Consider the following 20,528-nt stretch of genomic DNA (forward strand, 5'->3'; position numbering starts at 1 on the left):
ACGAACAATATGAAAATAGCACTACTTGGTTATGGTAAGATGGGTCAGATTATTGAGCGCTTTGCTGTAGACAGGGGGCACGAGATAGTTTTGAAGATCACCGTCGATAACAAAGACGATCTTACAGAGACCAACCTGCGTAAAGCTGACGTCGCCATTGATTTTAGTGCGCCAGACGCTGCCATTGCGAATATTTACGCATGCTTCGATGCCAATCTGCCCGTAGTGGTGGGTACCACGGGCTGGTATGGTCAGCTCCAGGAAGTGAAGAATGAGTGCCTGCTGCATAACAATACCCTTCTCTACGGGTCAAACTTCAGCATAGGGGTCAACCTCTTTTTTCATATGAACAAGATACTTGCAAAGCTGATGAACGACTATCCTGCTTATGATGTCCAGGTGGAAGAGATCCACCATACGCAAAAGCTAGACGCTCCGAGCGGCACGGCCATGACAATTGCCGAAGATATCATAGCTAACCTCGACAGAAAGAGTGAGTGGGTGAACGTCGTTGGCGATGTGCTGCCAGAGGAAGGTATTAAAAAAGAGCAGATGCTGATTGAGTCTTTGCGTATTGAGAATGTGCCCGGAACGCATACTGTACTTTACAGTTCTGAAGTGGACGATATTGAGTTTAAACACACGGCGCACAACCGTTCGGGCTTTGCCCTGGGCGCCGTTGTTGCGGCAGAATGGCTGGAGAAACGTCAGGGTTTTTACAACATCACAGATATATTTAATTTTAAAGGATAGGGAATGAACTGGAAATTCTGGAAGAAAGATACAGCGACCGACAAGCCAAAGAAAAAGAAATCTAAAGGGCGAGAGTGGCTCGACGCGATTGTGTTTGCCGTTATAGCCGCTACGATTATCAGGGTGTTTTTCATTGAAGCCTATACAATTCCTACCGGCTCTATGGAGCGGTCGCTGCTCATCGGCGACTTCCTCTTTGTAAGTAAAGTAAATTATGGTGCACGCATACCGATGACCCCGGTTGCATTCCCGTTTGCGCATCACACGATGCCGATAACCGGTACCAAAGCCTACTGGGAAGGTGTGCAGTGGAAATACCACAGATTGCCAGGATTATCCGACATTAAACACAATGACGTAGTGGTGTTCAACTATCCGCAGGGTGATACCGTAGCCTTAGAAATGCAGGACGCTGACTACTATCAACTGGTGCGCCACGCCGGCTGGCATGCGGTAAACAGCCAATATACGGTGATAAGCAGGCCGGTTGACAAGCGCGAAAACTATATCAAGCGTTGTATTGGTTTGCCGGGTGATGAAATCAGTATGAAAAACGGACTGGCCTACGTTAATGGGAAGCCCGAAAAATTAAAATCAACAGGTCAGTTTAGCTACGATGTAGAATTTAAAACGACCGATGTCAATTTTAGTGTTTTTGAAGATCTTGGTTTTAAGATACAGGAAGACATTAGTCAGCAGTCGGCCACGGTTTTCCAGTTTAACGGCACAGAACCGATGATAAAAAAAGTGAAGCAACTCGACTTTGTGCAGTCTGTACGCGAGTCGGCCGCCCCTGCCGGACAGCCCGATACGGATGTGTTTCCTTTCGATTCGCGCAGGAATTGGAATGTTGACAACTTTGGCCCAATCAAGATACCTGCCCGTGGCTTGACGGTTCAGCTCGACAGCCTGACAATGCCGCTTTACGAACGCTGCATCCGGATATACGAGGGCAACAAGCTAGAAAAATCAGGAAATGGCTGGCTGATTAATGGCAAGCCGGCGACCAGCTATACTTTTCAGATGGACTATTACTGGATGATGGGCGACAACAGACATAAATCGCTCGACTCCAGGTACTGGGGATTTGTTCCCGAAGATCACATCGTCGGTAAAGCGTTATTTATCTGGATGAGCTTCAATTCAGACGGCTCTTTCTTTAGCAAGATCAGGTGGAACCGCCTGCTTAAAGGTATTCACTAATTTAAAGAGTTTAACCATCATGCGCATAAAGCGCAAAAACGCCTGAAGCATTTAGCGCTTCAGGCGTTTTTACTTTCTAATAATTTCTACTAGCCCGCACTCCCTGGCGGCTGGAAACAGACTTGGTGTCATCAGGAATCCAGAAAACAGGATGCAGTTCGGGCTGAGTCTTGGTAGATAACATTTGTAAAGATCTTATTACTTTTAAAAAAAATTAATAAGTCTCATTGTTTATTAAAATAAATGCATAAGTTTGGGTATAGGAACAAACCAAATGGCTTTATTGAACAGGAAAAATTACGACCTCAGCAAGGAAATTATCCGGTGTTTGTATTATCACGGTGCGCTCACGCTTACTGAATTAAGCGCTTTAAGCAAGAAAAGCCTCCCCTTGGTTACGAGCATTGTCAACGATTTGGTTGCTGAAGGGTTTCTTATAGAGCACGGCTTGGCACCTTCTACAGGCGGTCGCCGACCAGCGGCGTTTTTGATCAATCCGGCGAAGCAGCTTTACATTGTAGCTGTGGCGGTGGACCAACTGGTGGCTCAATTCAATATTTACAACTTAAGAAATGAGCCGCAGGTTTCCCCATGTATGATGGACCTCAGCATTGCTGGCGACAAAGATGCGCTCGAGAAGCTGATCACATTTATTGTCGAGAATATTGAGGCCTCCGGTATCCCAGCAGAGTCACTGTTGGGTGTCGGTATCGGAATGCCTGGTTTTGTTGACACCGCCAGGGGCATCAACCATAGCTTCTTTAAGAACTACAAGGGGAAAAGCCTGAGATCTTACCTGAATGAGCGAATCGCCCTGCCGGTTTTTATTGATAACGATTCCAGTCTTATTGCCCTGGCCGAACTAAAGTTCGGTACAGGCAGAGGCCTTAAAGAGGTGTTGGTGGTAAATATCGGGTGGGGTATCGGCCTAGGTATGATCATTAACGGCAAATTGTTCAGGGGGCATAGCGGTCTAGCAGGCGAATTCAGCCATATTCCACTTTCGCAAAGCAACAAACTATGTTCCTGCGGTAAGCGCGGTTGCCTTGAAGTAGACACTTCCCTGCTGGTACTCGTGGAGCGCGCGCAAGCACAGATGAATGCCGGAGTAAGTTCCAGTTTGGAAAAGCTTTTCACAGACACCTCGAAGTTGCCCGGCGATCATCTGCTGGATGCGGCAAAGTCAGGCGATCCGCTTGCGGTATCTGTGCTTTCTGAAGCTGCATTTCTCATCGGAAAAGGTATTGCCACACTCATACACATCATGAACCCTGAGCTTATCGTATTGAGCGGAAGGGGTGCGAAAGCAGGTAAGATGCTGCTGGCACCAGTCCACCAGGCCATACATGAGTTCTGCATACCCCGGCTTTCGGAGTATACAGATATCAAGGTTTCGGCCCTCGGCTCAGAGTCGGAGTTACTCGGTGCCGCACTGCTTGTTATTGAGAATTGTGAATTCGCGGAAATACAAGGTCAGTTAGAAACAAACAGTAAAAACCAGAATACCAAAAATCAGAATACCAATAAAGCAACTAGTCATCAATTATCAACTTAACTTAAACAGGGATGAAACAGATCTATTTTAAATGCCTGGGCATGATCTTACTTTCGATGATTACCTTCGCGGCTTATGCGCAGAAGGTGGTATCCGGAACGGTGAGTGAAACATCAGGTGAAGGAATTCCGGGAGTGACCGTCACCGAGAAGGGTACATCAAACGGCGTGTCTACCGATGCAAACGGTAAGTTTGCGCTGACCGTTAAACCCGGTGCTACTTTGGTAGTGCGGTCAATTGGTTACACCACACAGGAGATTGCCGTTGGCGAATCGTCAACAATTAATGTTACACTGCAGGAAGACAATACACAGCTCAGTGAAGTTGTGGTAACGGCGCTCGGCATCCGCAGAGAAAGAAAGTCTCTGGGTTACGCTGTACAGGAAGTTAAAGGCGAAACGCTTGTAGAAGCACGTGAGCCTAACCTTGTTAATGCGCTTTCTGGTAAAGTTGCAGGTCTGCAGGTAACACGCTCGAGTAATGGGCCAATGGGATCGTCGAGAATTACTTTGAGGGGAAATAACTCGCTCAGTAAGCTGCCCGGTAGCAATCAGCCACTTATCGTCGTTGATGGGGTTCCTGTGTCAAACTTCACAGGCTCAGACAATAATGATTTTTACAATCCGGCGCCCGACTATGGCAACGGCTTGGCTGACATTAACGCGGAGGATATCGAGAATATATCGGTGCTGAAAGGTCCGAGTGCAGCTGCACTGTACGGATCCCGTGCCGGTAACGGTGCTATTCTTATCACTACTAAGTCAGGTAGGGCGCAATCCGGTTTAGGTATTAATGTTTCCTCGTCAGTTGGTATTGAACGCATATTTACGGGACCCGATTTGCAAGATGCATTTGGTCAGGGGGCGAACGGCGTGTTTGACGCATTGAGTAACATTAGCTGGGGGCCCAAAATTGAAGGACAGAACTTAGCAAAATGGAACGGAGTAAGTGCTCCTTTGTCGGCATACGACAATATAGGGAATTATTTTGGCAACGGAACCTCTTCAAATCAGAGTATTTCATTTCAGCAACAGTTCAAGTCGACATCTGTTTACACATCTTACAATCGAGCAGACGACAAAAGTATTATTCCTGGAGCTAAATTAACCAGAAATAACCTTATGGCACGTGCGGTATCTAAATTTGGGGCAGATGATCGATGGACTACAGATACAAAAATACAGTACGGTAATACCAGGGCAAATAACCGCCCGATCGTAGGAAATCGTTCAGAGAATTCGTTCAGCACCTTGTATAACCTTCCACGATCGTTAGATATCAGAGATTTCAGTGCTGCGAAAAACGATCTCGGACGAATGTTGTGGTATGGCGGAGGCAATCAAATTAACCCGTACTGGAATAGGCAGTATAATCTTAATGAAGATACGCGTGACCGTTTCTTAATGACGGGATCACTGAATTACAAATTCAATGAATGGTTGACCGCGGAGGTCAGAGGTGGGGCAGATATTTATTCTACGAATTATGAAAACTGGACCTACGCGGGAAGCCCTGTTGTGAACAATGGCCGTTACAGTGAGGGTAAGCGTACGTTCACAGAGACAAATTTTAGTACGCTTTTTACGGCCAGAAAGGATAATTTGTTCGGCAAGCTTGGAGGTGCTGCTACCTTGGGAGGAAACCTTATGTCGCAAGAAATGGATTACCTGACCGCAAGCTCGGGTGAGTTCGTGGTGCCTAACTACTTCGCTATAAATAATGGTGTTAATAATCCCGTTGTAGAGCAAAAAGGCGAGCGGAAGAAAATAAACTCGGTTTATGGGTCGCTACAGGTAAACTACGACCAGTATTTATTCCTTGAAGGTACCATGCGTAACGACTGGTCATCGGCCTTGAGCGAGGAAAACAGGTCGTATTTTTACCCGTCCGTTAGCACTTCATTCGTGTTTTCTGAGATGATCTCAAGAAACGGTGGAACCATGCCTTCATGGATGAGCTTTGGTAAACTGCGGGCATCATATGCAGAGGTAGGAAACGATCTTCCACCGTATCAGTTGTATAACACTTATGACATTGCAAAAGATCCTAACGGCAACACAGTGGCTTATCCTAAAGAGGTTTATTATGATCCGATGGTAAGAAGCGAGCTGATCAAATCGTTTGAGGTTGGTGCTGAAATGCGTTTCTTCAACAGCCGGTTCGGCTTTGATGTTGCATACTACAAATCAAATGCCACACGTCAACTCATTGAAATCCCGATGGATCCGCTGAGCGGATATAAGTTCAGAAAAATTAACGCTGGCGATATCGAAAATAAGGGATTTGAAGCAATGGTAGATGGCCGACTTTTGCAGGCAGAGAACGGCCTAAACTGGAATATGTCTGTAAACTACTCAACCAATAAGAATTCGGTTAACAAACTTATTGCGGGAGTACCTTTATACCCTCTTGGAGGGTATGACAACGTTCAAATAAATGCCAATGAAGGAGAATTGTTCGGTAATATTTATGGAAATACGTATTTGCGTGTACAAGACGAACAGAGCCCGTACTTCGGACAGTTGATACTGACACCAGAGGGACTACCCAGAGAAGGACCTCGTGCATTGCTTGGTAATCAGCAGGCGACGGGCTTATTGGGGGTTACCAACTCTTTTGCCTACAAAGGAATTGGGTTGTCATTTTTGGTAGATGCGCGGTTTGGTGGTAAGATATTCTCGGCTACAAATGCTCTGATGCAGGAGAATGGTACAGCTGCGATCACTGCACCAAACGGACAGCGTGAAAACTTTGTTGTGCCCGGTGTGATAGAGACCGGCTCGGGATTCACTCCTAATACGACCGCAGTTAGCCAGCAACTATATTGGCAGCAGGTACACAGCTTCGGAAATTTAGGTATAGCAGAAGAAAATATCTATGACGCAACGAACGTTAGATTGAGAAACGTCCAGTTAAGTTATACCTTGCCAAAAAGCTTGTTGGCAAAAACACCCGTTCAGCGGGCTAAAGTCGGTTTTTCTGTGAACAATGTGTGGCTGATATCAGGCGATATGAACGGTATCGACCCCGAATCCATTTACAATACAGGAACAACTGCAACAGGCTTCGAAAGTTTCAGTGCGCCGACTACCCGGACCTTTTTGTTCAATTTAACTGTCGGTTTTTAATTTAGTTTAAGGATATCCTTATTAAAAATAAAGTGATGAAAACATTTATAAAAAGCTCGCTAATGCTGCTGACTATTGGCATCTCAATATCGTCCTGCAAAAAGTTTGAGGAAGTCAACGTAGACCCTTTAGCGGCAAATGAAGATCAGATTCAGATCGAATACCTTCTTAACAGATCAATTGTGGAAGCGCAGATGAACCCGGACGTGGCAGAGCGGTCATTTGTCTTATACTGGAAAACTGCTGGTCACCAACACAGCAACGGAGGCTTGTCTTCTGGTACCTATAATGACGACTGGACCACAGCATATTACAATCAAGTATCTTCCTGGTTAACTGCCGTTAACCTAGGTATCCGGGTAGCAAACGAGCAGGTTGCCGCCGGTACGGGGCAGCCCTACACCAACAACATGATCCAGCTATCACGCATCTGGCGCGCATATCTTATGAGCGAGATGTCAGATAATTTTGGGCCGGTGCCTCTTGTAGCAGGTCAATCTACCAATCCTCAGTTTGATCCGGTCAAAGATGTATACTATTTTATTCTGGCTGAACTGAAAGATGCTGGCTCTAAAATTGACGTTAACGTCGCGAACAATTCGTCGCTTGTGCGGTTAGACCCTGCCTACGGATACAACTACACTAAATGGAAGAAATATGCAAACTCACTGCGCATGCGTCTCGCGATGCGCTTGTCGGAAGTAGATGCTGAGAAGGCGAGAACCGAATTCCAGGATGCCGCAACCGGTGCGAACTATATTACTACAATGGAGGATGCGTTCCAGGTAAAGGAAGCAGGAGGCTGGAATGCACTTACAGGAGTAATGAGTCGCGAATGGAACGCGCAGTTTATTTCTTCTACGCTAAACAATCTTTACCTAGGCTTGGGCGGTATCACGTCTGAAAATCAATTGGCACAATCCTATCATGCTTATATTAAGCCTGCAAACTATATGGGATTAAAGCTTGATCAGCATTTTACATCAATGACCAATAACCCTTCTGCTGGCTATTGGCTCGACGGATTGCCTAAGGTAATAGACCCGCGCGCTTACAAAACTTTTATTATGCCGGGCGACTTTACCAATCCTAATTTCAACTCGTATCCGTCTTGGACAACTGACGCAAGAAATACTGTTCGTAACCTGGTGAATGATGCCGGTGCGACTGTGAAAACGATCGATGCCAAGTTTACCTGGAATGCTTCTAACACGGGCGACTGGGGGGCGAAAGGTACAAAAAATCAGGTGCGCGCCTACGAGGGCACTATGCCACGCTTGTCTAATCAGTTCAGAACAAGTGCCAGCACACGTATTTTCTTTGCACCATGGGAGACATACTTCCTTTTAGCAGAAGCCGCCGTGCGTGGCTGGACTGTACCGATGTCTGCCAAGGCTGCCTACGAGGCTGGTGTTACGTCGAGTCTTGCCTATTGGGGCGAAAGCGGTCGTGCCGGCGTATATCTCGCTTCCAACGATTACAACCGTGTAGGTACATCGGTAAACTGGGACCACACCACCGAACCTCCTGCAAGCTACACCATGAATTATATTGATGGTTATACCAATGCTGCCGGTACTACAACGGTGCTATATCCTAAAAACGATCTGTATAAAAACGGTACGGTTAAGAATGATCTTCTAACCAAGATCATCACGCAGAAGTTTATCGCCCAAACCCCGTGGTTGCCTTTAGAGGCCTGGAGTGATCACAGAAGACTGGGCCTGCCTTTCTTTGAAAACCCGGCAATCGAAAATCCGCTTCCGAACCTGCCAGCTTTAACTTCAAGCACTTACATGACAAGTAATGTTAAATTCTTTCCTCAGCGCTTAAGATATCCAGCATTTTTGCAGAGCGTTAATGGCGCGGGTTATGCTCAAGCAGTATCTGCACTGGGCGGCCCCGATGAGGTGCTAACACCACTTTGGTGGGCTAAAAAGCAGTAATAGTAGTCAAAGCTTTACAAAAAAGTCCGATGCGCGATCGTATCGGACTTTTTTTATGTCTAATACCCAAAGTTCAGGGCCAGTCGCAACGCGAGAAAGTTGATGTTCGTAGTGTAACGCTCGTATCGGAACCCTAAGTCTACTCGGTTTGCGCCGAAAGCGGTAACCTCTGCGCCGACACCTGGAGACAAGGCCAGATAAGTATTGCCATGCTTCACCTGATCGAAAGCCGCGCCGATATCGCCCGCCAGATAGAAAGTTTGATCAAAGTAATATCTTGCCCCGCCCTTCAACAGCAGATACTGATATTTCGGCCGGGGAAAAACCTTTGTGCTGCTTCTCAGGTCGGTTTTGCCCAGTGTCACAGTCCAGTTTATGCGTTCGCTTACCGGGCTCTGAATTTGCAGGGAATAGCCAATGCCACGGCTCTTTTCGCCGCTCAATGCTTCAATACCAAGGCCGATACGTGTGCCGCGCTCACTTACCTGTGCCCGTAGCGCCGTGCCGCTAAGTACCAGCACCAGGCTTGTTACCACAAAAATCTTCATATTTTGCTCGTTTGTCTGTTTTTATAAAGCAGGCAGGTTCAGACTTTCCGCCAGTGCGTTCAGGTCGTTTACCACTGCCTCTATTAAAGGAATTCCTTTTTCTTTGCGTTCAATTTCGGATAGGTATTCGGGCTCACCGGGTATAACTACCTTCTTATCTGGGTCGGTGGTTGCAGAAGATTTAAACCTGCTGATCCAGTTGTCCATGTGATCTTTGAAATCCTTAGCCGGGCGGAAGCCATCTACCCGCATGGCGCCAAAGAAGTGGCCTATGCCTTGTCCGACCGGGTCGGATGCAGGTTCTAAGAACGCTACAAAAGGGGGTACCCAGGGACCGTAATTCGCGCCTGAAAGTACTGCTGACAATATATCTACCGTAGCGCCTAGTCCGAAGCCTTTATGACTGCCATGATCTTTATCACTGCCAAGTGGCAATAAGGCCCCGCCTTGTTTAAGCTGATGAGGGTCAGTAGAGGTACCACCGTCGGCACGCTGTACCCAGCCCTCGGGGATTGCTTCGCCTGACCTTTGCGCGATCTCCAATTTACCATTGGCCGCGGCTGCGGTGGCCATATCTACCACCATAGGCGGGTATTTTCCGGCTGGAAAAGCATAACACATCGGGTTGGTGCCCAGCAGGCGTTCACTTGAATAGGTAGGGGCAACCAGCGGACTGGCATTGGTCATGCTAATACCGATCATGTCTTCGGCCACTGCAAGCAGTGCGTGATATCCGGCAATCCCGAAATGATTCGAGTTTTTTACAGATACCCAACCGCTTCCATATTGCCTCGCCTTTTCTATTGCGACCTTCATCGCGAAAGGAGCCACGACAAGTCCAAGTCCCGTATCGCCGTCTACCGTTGCCGTGGTCGGCGTTTCATGTACAACCTGTATGTTGGGCTGCGCATTGATCCGCCCTTTTTCCCAAAGGCGCACATAGCCGCTGAGACGGGCAACGCCATGGGAATCTACACCTCGGAGGTCCGACTGAAGCAGCACGTCGGCAGCAAGCCGCGCATCCTCGTCGGGGCAGCCCATTTTTGTAAACACCGACACGGTAAACTCCTGGAGCCGGTCTGCACTAAATGTATGGAACATCATGAAGCAAAAAGAATGGTAAACTTTGGTTCCATCGGATCAAATGCAGCGATGAGCGCCGGAATAAAATCTTTACCGTGAGCGATGTACATCGGGGCAATGTTAAGCACGCGTTCCTGTAATACCCCGCCCGGGAATAACCTGAGTTTCAAACCCTCGATCTGCGACAGGGCAGTCGCGTGACGTCGTTTTTCGGCTTTAAGCATCTTTTTTTCAAGCATATGAATGAGCTTAAGCGCCTTATGTTTGGCCATGTCTGTCGTCTCGGATAGCGTTTTATCAATCTTGTAAGCGTTTAATTTAATCTGGTCGAATAATGCTCCAAGTGCACGTTGCTCGTCCGACAGCAGTATCCTATGCTCGGCATGCGCATGCACCCAGGTCGATTTTAGCTGATCTGAGTCTGTAAAAAGTTCCTTTTCTTTAATTCCGAGCATATGCATCTTCTCTGCACTTCGCTTATCGATGATCAAGGCAGAATTCCTCAGCATAAGGACAGGGAAATCAATTTTGTAGTGATCAAAATTACCCTTAAGCTGCAGCCAGTAGGTGAGTTCGGCCCCGCCACCTATATAACAGAGGTTGGGAAGAATAACTTCCTGATAAAGAGGCCGCATCACCACGTTGGGACTGAAGCGCTCAGGAAAAGTGTCAATCTCCCGTTCAAGTTCTTCAACACTAAAGCTGATTTCCGTATTGAGAATCTGATACCTGTCCTCTTCTTTTACAATGCGTTCGCGTAAACCATCAAGCATATAAAAAAAGTTGATCTCCCTTGGATTTACCTGGGTTTTGTATCCGAAGGCCTCTAAAGCCTCATTGCTGGCTGTGATTTCCTTATAGCTGTCTCCGGTTTCTATATCCCGGCGGATAATGTCTGCAAACTGTTGCTTCAGCTCCGGAACGTCTGCATCAACACATACAAGTCCGTATTCGCCGAAGAGCGAATCGACCAGAATCCTTGTGGCATCGCTTAGCTTTCCAGGTTTGCCCTGATAGGCTTTTTCAACAATACCCGCCAGCTCCAGCCCATTCTCGCTGATACCAAGGTAACCCTTGTACGCCGCTAGTACTTCAGCAATGTCTTTTATGCCCATGCGGCCGGTAGCTCCGGCAGCACTGTCTTTGTTCCAGCTAAGCTTTTTTTCCTCGATGCGGACGTGATTAATCTCTGCGAAATCGTGATCTTCTGTAGCCATCCAATATACCGGTACGAAGTTATACTCGGGGAACTCTTGCTTTAATTGTTTGGCCAGATTAATTGCGGTAACGATCTTATAGATGAAGTAAAGTGGTCCGGTGAAGATGTTGAGCTGGTGACCGGTTGTTATGGTAAACGTCCGTTCATCTGCAAGCAAGATGATATTATCTTTCACCAGAGCGCTGGTTTGGACTTCTGTATACTGGCTTTGCAGCACCGTTACCAAACGTTGCCTGTCACCCAAGAAACGCCGGTTTCTGATCGCATGACTAAAGCCATCGGTATCGGGTTTAAAACTATAAAAGTCGCTAAGCTTCGCTTCGCCGCTGATGTAATCCAGTACAATTTGAGAAAACGCACCGGTATCCTGATATGAGATGTATTTAGCCTGCATCTTTGCGAATTTAAATGATTAAATATCGAATCCGCATTATCACACTTTTATTTTACAATCTGTCCATACAGGTCAAAATCCTCCGCGCGGTCTATTTTAACCTGTACAAAATCACCCACACGTGCATAACCCGACGCGGCACTGATCAACACCTCATTATCAACCTCCGGCGAGTCGTACTCCGTACGTCCAATAAAGAAATCGCCTTCCTTACGGTCTACCAGCACCTGATAGGTATGGCCTACTTTCTCCTGGTTTATTTCGTAAGATATTCCCTGCTGAAGTTCCATAATAGCGTCTACGCGCTCCTGTTTCAGCTCCTCCGGCACGTCATCAATAAGATTATGTGCATGTGTTTTTTCTTCATGGGAATAGGTAAAGCAGCCCAGGCGGTCGAACCGGGTATCTTCCACCCAATCCATCATCTCCTGAAAATCCTGCTCCGTTTCGCCCGGATAGCCGCAAATCAGGGTAGTCCGCATCGCGATGCCGGGCACCCTGTCCCTGATTTGGTTAACGATATCTATGGTCTTTTGCTTGGTGATGCCCCGGCGCATCGACTTCAGCATATTATCGGTGATATGCTGTAAAGGCATATCAAGGTACTTACAAATATTGTCCCGCTCGTTCATGGCATCCAGAATCTCCATAGGAAAGCCGGAAGGATAGGCATACTGAAGCCTGATCCATTCAATGCCGTTTACGTCCGACAGCCGGCGCAGCAGTTCATCCAGGTTACGTTTTCCATACAAGTCAAGGCCGTAGTAAGTCAGATCCTGAGCAATCAGGATCAATTCCCTCGTTCCGTTGGCCGCAAGAACTTTCGCCTCATTTACGAGTTCGTTCATGTCGCGCGACACGTGTTTACCGCGCATCAGCGGGATCGCGCAGAAAGAGCAAGGCCGGTTACAGCCCTCTGCAATTTTGAAATAAGCAAAGTGAGCAGGCGTAGTGAGCAGGCGTTCGCCCACAAGTTCATGCTTATAGTTTGCACCAAGTGTATTCAGCAATTCGTTCAGATCGTTTGTGCCGAAATACGCATCCACGTTCGTGATTTCCGCCTGAAGTTCAGGTTTATAACGTTCAGACAAACATCCCGTTACAATCACCTTTCCAACTTTCCCGGCATCTTTAAGTTCACTGTACTGCAGTATAGTGTCTATAGATTCCTGCTTGGCATTGTCAATAAACCCACAGGTATTGATCACCACAATATCGTCTTTCCCAACCCTGTCTGCTTCATGCACCACTTCCAGACTATTGCCCCGCAACTGCCCCATCAACACCTCCGAGTCGTAAGTATTCTTGGAACAACCAAGGGTAATTACATTGATCTTCGGCTTTTTTAGTCCCGCAGGTCTGGATACTATTTTTGTATTCATCTCTTCTATTTAAACAGACTGTCCACAAAGTTCTTTTTGTCGAACAGTTGTAAGTCATTCACGCCTTCACCCACACCGATATATTTCACGGGTATCTTAAACTGGTCAGATATCCCGATCACCACGCCCCCTTTTGCTGTGCCGTCAAGCTTAGTGATAGCCAGAGCGTTCACATCAGTGGCTTCGGTAAATTGCTTGCATTGTTCAAAAGCGTTTTGCCCGGTCGACCCGTCCAGCACCAGCAATATTTCGTGCGGTGCGCCTGGGACAACCTTGTTCATCACATTTTTGATTTTGCCGAGTTCGTTCATCAAACCGACTTTATTATGCAGCCGGCCAGCGGTGTCAATAATCACCACATCCTCTCCATTTGCAACGGCAGACTGCAAGGTGTCGAAAGCCACCGAAGCCGGGTCTGAGCCCATAGGCTGAGCCACAACACGGGTTCCCACACGTTCTCCCCAGAGTTTGATCTGATCTACTGCTGCTGCTCTGAACGTATCCGCTGCGCCCAGCACAACCTTCAGGTTTTCCGCTTTCAGTTTGTGCGCCAGTTTGCCAATGGTTGTTGTTTTACCTACGCCGTTTACACCCACCACCATAATCACATAGGGTTTTTTGCCACTCCCGTATTCGAAGTTCCGGAAATCGTTGCTGTTGTTCTCGGCCAGCAGTAATTGGATCTCATCACGAAGCAGGTTGTTCAACTCGGTGGTCGACAAATATTTGTCGCGAGCTACCCGGGCCTGTATCCGCTCAATAATCTTCAGGGTTGTCGTTACGCCCACATCCGAGGTCACAAGTACTTCTTCCAGATTATCAAGTACATCATCATCCACTGTAGACTTACCGGCTACAGCTTTGGTGATCTTACTGAAGAAACCCTCCTTGGTTTTTTCCAGCCCCTTGTCTAGCGCCTCCTGAGCTTCAGGTGCAGTTTCTTTTTTCTTGAAAAAATCGAATAACCCCATAATGAATGTATAGCAAATAAAAAAAGCCCTCCCAGAATGAGGGACGGCTTTAATATCGTGAAATATTAAACTTACTTCTTAGATGCAGTAATCGCATCCTGAACGTGATCGTTGTGAACAATGATTTCTTTGAAAGAATAAGCACCGGTTTTAGGCGACTTAGTCATTGTAATAACTTTTGAATATTCTTTTCCTTTACCCGTTTTCAGGGTCGCAACTACTTTCTTAGCCATGATCTAAATAGATTACTTGATTTCTTTGTGTACAGTTACTTTTCTTAATACAGGATTGAATTTTTTCAGCTCCAATCTTTCAGTCGTATTCTTCCGGTTTTTAGTAGTAATGTACCTTGACATACCAGGCATGCCACTGGTTTTATGTTCTGTACATTCTAGAATAACTTGTACTCTGTTACCTTTTTTTGCCATTTCTTTATAATTATGGTCGATTCACATCAACCCATGTTTTCTACAAATATCCCTTTTTCATGAAGCGGTTAATCGCTTCGCTAACACCAATTTTATTGATGGTTTTGATAGCTGACGTAGACACTTTAAGTGTTATCCAACGATCTTCTTCAGGAATATAAAATTTCTGAAGCTGTAAGTTAGGATAAAACTTACGTTTGGTTTTAACGTTTGAGTGAGAAACATTGAAACCTGTCATTGCCGCTTTTCCGGTTAAATCACAAACTCTAGACATGCCTTTTAATATATGTTAATTGTTCTTCGTCTTAATTTTTTAAGAGTTTGCAAATATCTATAATTTTTTTGTAACCATCAAGGTAAATGGAAATATTTTCTTTGAGGGTTCTTTGCCTTGGGCTTTTTCCGGCCTGCTTCGCACTTTCTTCGGCAAATGGGTACCTTTTCCCGAAGAAAGCGCGGTCCTAGTGCCTGTAAGCCCCGAAGATGCCGAGGCTTAATTCTTAATCGGTTTTAAATATCACAGTTTTAAGAAGTCGTAAATTACACCACGGATAAAATACTGGAAACTATATATTTGTAAGGATAAGGGCAGATGATGCAACATTACAAGTCATATAACGATCAGGAGTTGGTGCAACTTATGCAAACGGGCGACGAACGGGTGTTGATGGAGATCTATAATCGTTACTGGGATAAGATGCTCGCTGTCGCATTTAATCGTTTGGGGAGTCTGGAAGAGGCTGAAGAGTGTGTTCAGGATGTGCTTTATAAACTTTGGAAGCTGCGTAAGGATTTCTCGCTGGTTAAAATTGAGCTTGGCAATTACCTGGCGCGGAGTATACGCAACCAGGCTTTTAATATCATAGATCGCCGCTATCGCGAACGAACAAAGTCGGAAAGCTATGTGCCAGAAAACGATATCAATATACTTTCACCGGAACGTGAAATGATTGTCCGTGAACTGCAGCAGCAAATTGATGATTCAATCAAGGCGTTGCCTCCGCAATGTCAGCTGGTGTTCAGGCTTAGCCGGCAGCAAGGGTTTTCAAACCGGGAGATCGCGGAACAACTGGATATATCTGAGAACACCGTGAAGTCGCACCTCAAGAAAGCAGACCGCGATATACAGGGCAATATTGAGTTTCTTATTGCCGCAGCAATTATTTGTGCCTATTTTCAGAGATAATTTTAACCTGACTCACCCCTCCATCATTTTTTTCTGTCTACATAGGTAGAAAAGCAACAGAATGTCCGGCAATACCGATAATATAGAACAATTAGTCAGCAAATTTGAGCGCGGCACGATCAGTGAATCGGAACTGCAGGTTCTGACCGATTGGTATAACAGTCACGATGACGAAAATGTCATTATCCCCCTGAAAAAGCAGGAAAGCAGAGAACAGATAAAGTCGCGCGTTTTAACCGGTTTGTTATATAAAATAGATCCTGATCGTGTAAGGCCAAGATATCATACGTTGCGCTGGCTGGCCGGAGTTGCGGCTGCAATTATTGTTGCTTTAGGGTTTTGGGTGGTAGCTGAGAAGGAAATATTTGAGCATGTGCAAACCAAACATGCCAAGATGGCCATTAAGCCGGGCGGCAACAGAGCCTCGCTAACACTTGCCGACGGAAAGACCATTGAATTGAGCACCAGACAGTCGGGCATTGTCGCCGGACAACAAATCACCTACACAGACGGTGAGCCCATAACGAGCTTTGACGGAACAGCAAATGACGGAGAGGTGCAGTATTTCACGTTGCACACTCCCCGGGGCGGAACATATAAAATTACCTTGCCTGATGGTACAGAGGTGTGGCTGAACGCCGCATCTAAACTCAAATATCCGTCGCGGTTTGCAACCGGGGGACGGCTTGTCGAGTTGGAAGGCGAAGCCTACTTCCATGTCAGGCCGGCTTATGAAGGCGGGAAGAAAATTCCTTTCCATGTAGCGGCGGGCAAGCATCAGGTAGAGGTACTGGGAACGCAGTTTAACATCAATGCATACCCGGAAGAAAGAACAGTTAAAACAACATTGGTAGAAGGCAAAGTTTCGGTGAGCGATCAACAGCAGCGGTTTGTGCTCCGGCCGGATGAACAGGCGGTTACTGGGCCAGACGGAACCACCATAAAGCAGGTTAATGCCAGTAGTTACGCTGCGTGGCGTGACGGCAAATTTGCTTTCGACGGAAAAACATTTGAAGAAAGCTTCGCTGAAATAGAGCGATGGTATGATCTTGAAGTTGTCTACACTGATCAGGTTCCTGAAGCTGAGCTTGTGGGCGATGCTTACCGGAACCAGAACATCGGACTTGTACTCAGGGTGTTAAAGTCGGCCGAAATCGACTACCAGCTTGATGTAAAACGCAGACAGGTCCTTATTAAAGGCATGAAGAAAAAGTAAAGAAAGAATTGTAAACCTTAAAACCCGTAACTGATGACATAGAACCTTACCAAGCCAACTTTACTGCGCCAGACAAAAAAAAGGAAAGGACTGCCATCCTTCCCTTTAAGGCCTGATTGGTCGCAGTCGACTAAAACGTACAAGCAACAAAGCACCAACCAAACCAACGTTAAATTAATGATTAAAATTTACTTATCACGAGTGATGAAGACCATCTTGTGTTTACTGCTCACTGGTTTTATGACTGTGAGTGCCACCACATACTCGCAGCAAATTACACTAAAGGGTGAAAATATACCTTTCGCCAGGGTAATTGAAGCCATCCGTAAGCAAAGTGGATATACTGTTTTTGGAGCAAAGCGATTATTTGATGCCGCAAAACCGGTTACCATCGATGCTAAAAACATGCCTGTGGCGCAGTTTTTAAAGAGAATTACAGAAAACCAGCCTGTTGAATTTACCATAGAGGACAGAACGATCTCGCTTATCGGCAAGGCTGAAGTGGCTCAGGTGCCAACTGCTATACAGCAGCATACCATTAGGGGTATCGTCCGGCACGCCGAGACTAAAGAACTCATGCCCGGGGTCACTATCGGTCTGAAAGGTACCGAAATTCGTACCCAGACAGACGGGAAGGGGCAATACCGGTTGGTCATTCCAGTATCGGACAAAAAGCAGACACTTGTTTTTAGTTATGTAGGGATGAAAAGACTGGAACTGGCCTATCAGAAGCAGGAACAGCTTGATGTAGACCTGCAGCCCGACGAGAATGCCATGGGAGAGGTGGTCATAACCGGTATCTATCAGCGGAATCGAGAGGTGCATACCGGCTCTTCCGTTACCTATAAGGCGAGAGACTTGCAAATTGTAGGTAACCAGAATATTCTCCAAAGCCTTAAGACCCTGGATCCGTCGTTTGCGATCGTAGAGAACAATACGTTTGGTTCCGACCCGAACCGGATGCCAGATATTGAAATCCGCGGCAAGAGCAGCGTAATTGGTCTGACCGATGAGTTCGCTTCTAATCCAAATCAGCCCCTTTTTATCCTCGACGGCTTTGAAAGCACGCTGGCCATCATTGCCGATTTAAGTATGGATCGTGTCGAAAGTATTACACTGCTCAAAGATGCCTCGGCCACCGCAATTTATGGTTCGAAGGCTGCGAACGGCGTTGTGGTCGTTGAAACGCGGCGGCCAACTCCGGGCCAATTGCGGGTAAATTATACCCTGAATGGTTCGGTAAGTTACGCGGATTTAACCGACTATAACCTGATGAACGCGGAAGAAAAATTGCAGTTCGAGCTACTGTCAGGGTTCTACGGCTTACTCAACCAAGATGGAAACATCATCCTGGGAGCCAACCCGGCCAGTGAGGCCAATTACTACAACCGTCTTAAAGAGGTTAGGCGGGGAGTGAATACCTATTGGGCCAATGAACCGTTGAGAACTGCGCTAACGCAACGGCACACATTATTTGCTGAAGGCGGCGATGCAAACCTTCGTTACAGTGCTTCCTTTAATTATGGACTCACTAAAGGTGTTATGGAGGGATCGGACAGGCGTGCAACCAACGGTAACATTCGTTTACTGTACAGAAAAGGCAACTTCTCTGTAAACAATTCACTGAGTATTGATAACGTGCTTGCAAATAAGGAATCTACTCCTTTCTCTGCTTTTTCACGCGCCAACCCATATTACCGCAAATATGACGAATCTGGTCATGTAAATAAGGTACTTGAAAATTTCCTTGCTTATGGAAACAGCAGTTTGGCACCCATCTATAGCCCTTTGTATGATCAAAGTAACCTAAATATCAACCAGGATGAATCTAATGGTTTCACCAATAACCTGGAGGCAGAATGGCGAATTGCCGAACCGCTTCGGGTACGGGGACGTTTTGGTCTCAGAAGTCTTTCTACGCACGGCGAGATTTTCCGTTCGCCTTTTAACGTGGGTTTTGAAAATACCGACGTTTTACAGCGGGGTACTTATGATGAGACGAACGGCAAAGACATTAATTATGATGGTGACCTAAGTCTGACCTTTGGAAAGCTCTTTTCCGGAAAGCATATGGTAAACGCCGTTGCCGGTAGTCGCATGCAGCAATATATCAGGAAGGAAAGCGCTTTTGGCGTAAGCGGATTTATTGATGACGAGTTCTCAAATCCAAATTTTGCTTTGGGCTATGTGGCAGGTCAGCGTGCCGGTTATCAGGAATCAAAACGCCGTGAGGCGAGCTTCTTCACCAATTTTGGTTATGCGTACGATCAGCGTTATCTCATCGACGCTACGATGCGTTCAGATGGTTCATCTGTTTATGGCTCGGAAAGACAATTTTCCACCATATGGTCGCTGGGATTAGGCTGGAACATCCATAATGAGCAACTGGTTAAAAACAGTTTCAACTGGATCAATCAGCTCCGCTTGCGCGGATCGGTCGGTAATCCTGGAAACCAGAACTTCGACGACTATATCTCTATGCGCATCTATCGGTACAATAATGAAAACCGGAACCCCTTTGGCGCAAGTACTATCATCAGTAATATGGGTAATAGAAACCTGCAGTGGCAGACCACGCTGGACCGAAATATTGGTATGGACATAGCTATGGGGGATAATCGCTTTCGTTTAACGGCCGATTACTTCATAAAAGATACTGACCCTTTACTCGTGTTCGTTAGCCTCCCTTCTTCAACAGGCGTATCCAGGGTTGCGCAAAACATTGGCGGCCAGGTTACGCGCGGCTTTACGGTAACGTCAGACTATACCCTGTTAAGACGCGAACAGTTCAATTGGCGCGTAAACCTGAATATGCGGCAGCTGAAGGCGGAGTACCGCAAAATGGGAAATCAGTTGAGCAACTTCAATGAAACGAACAGAAGCCGAAACCTGGTTCGTTACTACGACGGGGGAAGCCCTTCAGATCTATGGGCCGTGCGTTCTGTGGGTATCGACCCGGCTACCGGACGAGAGGTGTTTCTGAATAAGAACGGAGCACAAACTTTTGTACACAACTTCCAGGATGAGGTTGTTGTAGGTAACAGCGAGCCCGACCTCGATGGGATTGTGGGCACAAATCTTTTCTATAAAGGGTTTACAGCTTCCATCAACCTGAGGTACCGGATAGGTGGGCAGGCCTTCATGCAAACGTTGTACGAAAAAGTGGAGAACATTTCGACCACTGGGGTTGCTCTGAACCAGGATAGAAGGGCTTTGTACGACCGCTGGAAAAAGCCGGGAGATAACGCGCGCTTCAAAGCGATATCCCGTACAGAAAGTACACCGATCTCCTCACGCTTTGTTGCTGATAACGATATGCTGATCGGTGAAGCTTTTTCCCTGGGCTATGAGAACTCCACTGCAGCCTGGCTAAAGTCAATCCGCGCTTCCTCGGTAACACTCAGGGCGTATATGAACGATATTTTTCACATATCGACGATAAAGAACGAGCGGGGTATAGACTATCCCTTTGCACGCTCGGTGTCTTTTTCAGCAGCAGTTCGATTTTAACACAAA

General features: G+C 46.6%; 16 protein-coding genes. 8 read left to right on the forward strand and 8 right to left on the reverse strand.

Going from position 1 to position 20,528, the window contains the following annotated elements; translation table 11 throughout:
* Window positions 1–9: 9 nt before the first annotated feature.
* From dapB to J3P40_RS15275, 5 genes are all read left to right on the forward strand, one after another.
* Window positions 10–753 carry a 4-hydroxy-tetrahydrodipicolinate reductase gene (gene dapB / locus J3P40_RS15255; protein WP_256007113.1) on the forward strand — a complete coding sequence of 248 codons (744 nt, stop codon included), beginning with the start codon at window positions 10–12 and terminating at the stop codon, window positions 751–753.
* Between the two features lie 3 nt (window positions 754–756).
* A complete protein-coding gene (gene lepB, locus J3P40_RS15260; protein WP_256007114.1) occupies window positions 757–1,956 on the forward strand; it encodes a signal peptidase I in 1,200 nt (399 codons plus the stop codon).
* 274 nt (window positions 1,957–2,230) lie between these two features.
* Window positions 2,231–3,511 (forward strand): ROK family transcriptional regulator, encoded by a 1,281-nt coding sequence (locus J3P40_RS15265; RefSeq protein WP_256007115.1) that lies wholly within the window; start codon window positions 2,231–2,233, stop codon window positions 3,509–3,511.
* A gap of 11 nt (window positions 3,512–3,522) precedes the next feature.
* The gene (locus J3P40_RS15270) at window positions 3,523–6,639 is read left to right on the forward strand and encodes a SusC/RagA family TonB-linked outer membrane protein (protein ID WP_256007116.1); all 3,117 of its coding nucleotides are present in this window, start codon (window positions 3,523–3,525) and stop codon (window positions 6,637–6,639) included.
* 35 nt (window positions 6,640–6,674) lie between these two features.
* Window positions 6,675–8,585: a SusD/RagB family nutrient-binding outer membrane lipoprotein gene (locus tag J3P40_RS15275; protein WP_256007117.1), complete on the forward strand. Its 1,911-nt coding sequence runs from the start codon at window positions 6,675–6,677 to the stop codon at window positions 8,583–8,585.
* Between the two features lie 59 nt (window positions 8,586–8,644).
* Here the strand turns inward: J3P40_RS15275 and J3P40_RS15280 are convergent, their stop codons facing one another.
* The 8 genes from J3P40_RS15280 to rpmB all read right to left on the reverse strand — a co-directional run bounded on the left by J3P40_RS15280 (window position 8,645) and on the right by rpmB (window position 14,884).
* Window positions 8,645–9,133: a hypothetical protein gene (locus tag J3P40_RS15280; RefSeq protein WP_256007118.1), complete on the reverse strand. Its 489-nt coding sequence runs from the start codon at window positions 9,131–9,133 to the stop codon at window positions 8,645–8,647.
* Window positions 9,134–9,154: 21 nt separating this feature from the next.
* On the reverse strand, window positions 9,155–10,237 hold the full coding sequence (locus tag J3P40_RS15285) for an Ldh family oxidoreductase (RefSeq protein ID WP_256007119.1): 1,083 nt from the start codon (window positions 10,235–10,237) through the stop codon (window positions 9,155–9,157).
* A complete protein-coding gene (gene bshC / locus J3P40_RS15290; RefSeq protein ID WP_256007120.1) occupies window positions 10,234–11,829 on the reverse strand; it encodes a bacillithiol biosynthesis cysteine-adding enzyme BshC in 1,596 nt (531 codons plus the stop codon). The genes J3P40_RS15285 and bshC overlap by 4 nt, the downstream gene beginning before the upstream one ends.
* A gap of 47 nt (window positions 11,830–11,876) precedes the next feature.
* On the reverse strand, window positions 11,877–13,211 hold the full coding sequence (gene rimO / locus J3P40_RS15295; protein ID WP_256007121.1) for a 30S ribosomal protein S12 methylthiotransferase RimO: 1,335 nt from the start codon (window positions 13,209–13,211) through the stop codon (window positions 11,877–11,879).
* A 5-nt stretch (window positions 13,212–13,216) separates the two neighbouring features.
* Window positions 13,217–14,182: a signal recognition particle-docking protein FtsY gene (gene ftsY, locus J3P40_RS15300; protein WP_256007122.1), complete on the reverse strand. Its 966-nt coding sequence runs from the start codon at window positions 14,180–14,182 to the stop codon at window positions 13,217–13,219.
* A 71-nt stretch (window positions 14,183–14,253) separates the two neighbouring features.
* A complete protein-coding gene (locus J3P40_RS15305; protein ID WP_256007123.1) occupies window positions 14,254–14,415 on the reverse strand; it encodes a DUF4295 domain-containing protein in 162 nt (53 codons plus the stop codon).
* A 12-nt stretch (window positions 14,416–14,427) separates the two neighbouring features.
* On the reverse strand, window positions 14,428–14,610 hold the full coding sequence (gene rpmG / locus J3P40_RS15310) for a 50S ribosomal protein L33 (RefSeq protein WP_256007125.1): 183 nt from the start codon (window positions 14,608–14,610) through the stop codon (window positions 14,428–14,430).
* Window positions 14,611–14,650: 40 nt separating this feature from the next.
* The gene (gene rpmB / locus J3P40_RS15315) at window positions 14,651–14,884 is read right to left on the reverse strand and encodes a 50S ribosomal protein L28 (RefSeq protein ID WP_256007126.1); all 234 of its coding nucleotides are present in this window, start codon (window positions 14,882–14,884) and stop codon (window positions 14,651–14,653) included.
* Window positions 14,885–15,202: 318 nt separating this feature from the next.
* On the opposite strand from rpmB, the gene J3P40_RS15320 reads away from it, so the two are divergent.
* The 3 genes from J3P40_RS15320 to J3P40_RS15330 all read left to right on the forward strand — a co-directional run bounded on the left by J3P40_RS15320 (window position 15,203) and on the right by J3P40_RS15330 (window position 20,522).
* On the forward strand, window positions 15,203–15,796 hold the full coding sequence (locus tag J3P40_RS15320; RefSeq protein ID WP_256007127.1) for an RNA polymerase sigma factor: 594 nt from the start codon (window positions 15,203–15,205) through the stop codon (window positions 15,794–15,796).
* 61 nt (window positions 15,797–15,857) lie between these two features.
* The gene (locus tag J3P40_RS15325; protein ID WP_256007128.1) at window positions 15,858–17,012 is read left to right on the forward strand and encodes a FecR family protein; all 1,155 of its coding nucleotides are present in this window, start codon (window positions 15,858–15,860) and stop codon (window positions 17,010–17,012) included.
* 204 nt (window positions 17,013–17,216) lie between these two features.
* Window positions 17,217–20,522, forward strand: a complete 3,306-nt coding sequence (locus tag J3P40_RS15330; protein ID WP_256007129.1) for a SusC/RagA family TonB-linked outer membrane protein — start codon at window positions 17,217–17,219, stop codon at window positions 20,520–20,522.
* Window positions 20,523–20,528: the final 6 nt, after the last annotated feature.

Source organism: Pedobacter deserti (genome assembly GCF_024436415.1).
In the GTDB taxonomy this organism is placed as follows: domain Bacteria; phylum Bacteroidota; class Bacteroidia; order Sphingobacteriales; family Sphingobacteriaceae; genus Pedobacter; species Pedobacter faecalis.

Coding starts and splice junctions, on each gene's coding strand:
- J3P40_RS15275 (WP_256007117.1), top strand. CDS start 6,675: ATGAAAACATTTATAAAAAGCTCGCTAATGCTGCTGACTATTGGCATC.
- J3P40_RS15305 (WP_256007123.1), bottom strand. CDS start 14,415: ATGGCTAAGAAAGTAGTTGCGACCCTGAAAACGGGTAAAGGAAAAGAA.
- rimO (WP_256007121.1), bottom strand. CDS start 13,211: ATGAATACAAAAATAGTATCCAGACCTGCGGGACTAAAAAAGCCGAAG.
- J3P40_RS15270 (WP_256007116.1), top strand. CDS start 3,523: ATGAAACAGATCTATTTTAAATGCCTGGGCATGATCTTACTTTCGATG.
- rpmB (WP_256007126.1), bottom strand. CDS start 14,884: ATGTCTAGAGTTTGTGATTTAACCGGAAAAGCGGCAATGACAGGTTTC.
- J3P40_RS15330 (WP_256007129.1), top strand. CDS start 17,217: ATGAAGACCATCTTGTGTTTACTGCTCACTGGTTTTATGACTGTGAGT.
- J3P40_RS15320 (WP_256007127.1), top strand. CDS start 15,203: ATGATGCAACATTACAAGTCATATAACGATCAGGAGTTGGTGCAACTT.
- bshC (WP_256007120.1), bottom strand. CDS start 11,829: ATGCAGGCTAAATACATCTCATATCAGGATACCGGTGCGTTTTCTCAA.
- dapB (WP_256007113.1), top strand. CDS start 10: ATGAAAATAGCACTACTTGGTTATGGTAAGATGGGTCAGATTATTGAG.
- J3P40_RS15265 (WP_256007115.1), top strand. CDS start 2,231: ATGGCTTTATTGAACAGGAAAAATTACGACCTCAGCAAGGAAATTATC.
- J3P40_RS15325 (WP_256007128.1), top strand. CDS start 15,858: ATGTCCGGCAATACCGATAATATAGAACAATTAGTCAGCAAATTTGAG.
- J3P40_RS15285 (WP_256007119.1), bottom strand. CDS start 10,237: ATGATGTTCCATACATTTAGTGCAGACCGGCTCCAGGAGTTTACCGTG.
- lepB (WP_256007114.1), top strand. CDS start 757: ATGAACTGGAAATTCTGGAAGAAAGATACAGCGACCGACAAGCCAAAG.
- rpmG (WP_256007125.1), bottom strand. CDS start 14,610: ATGGCAAAAAAAGGTAACAGAGTACAAGTTATTCTAGAATGTACAGAA.
- ftsY (WP_256007122.1), bottom strand. CDS start 14,182: ATGGGGTTATTCGATTTTTTCAAGAAAAAAGAAACTGCACCTGAAGCT.
- J3P40_RS15280 (WP_256007118.1), bottom strand. CDS start 9,133: ATGAAGATTTTTGTGGTAACAAGCCTGGTGCTGGTACTTAGCGGCACG.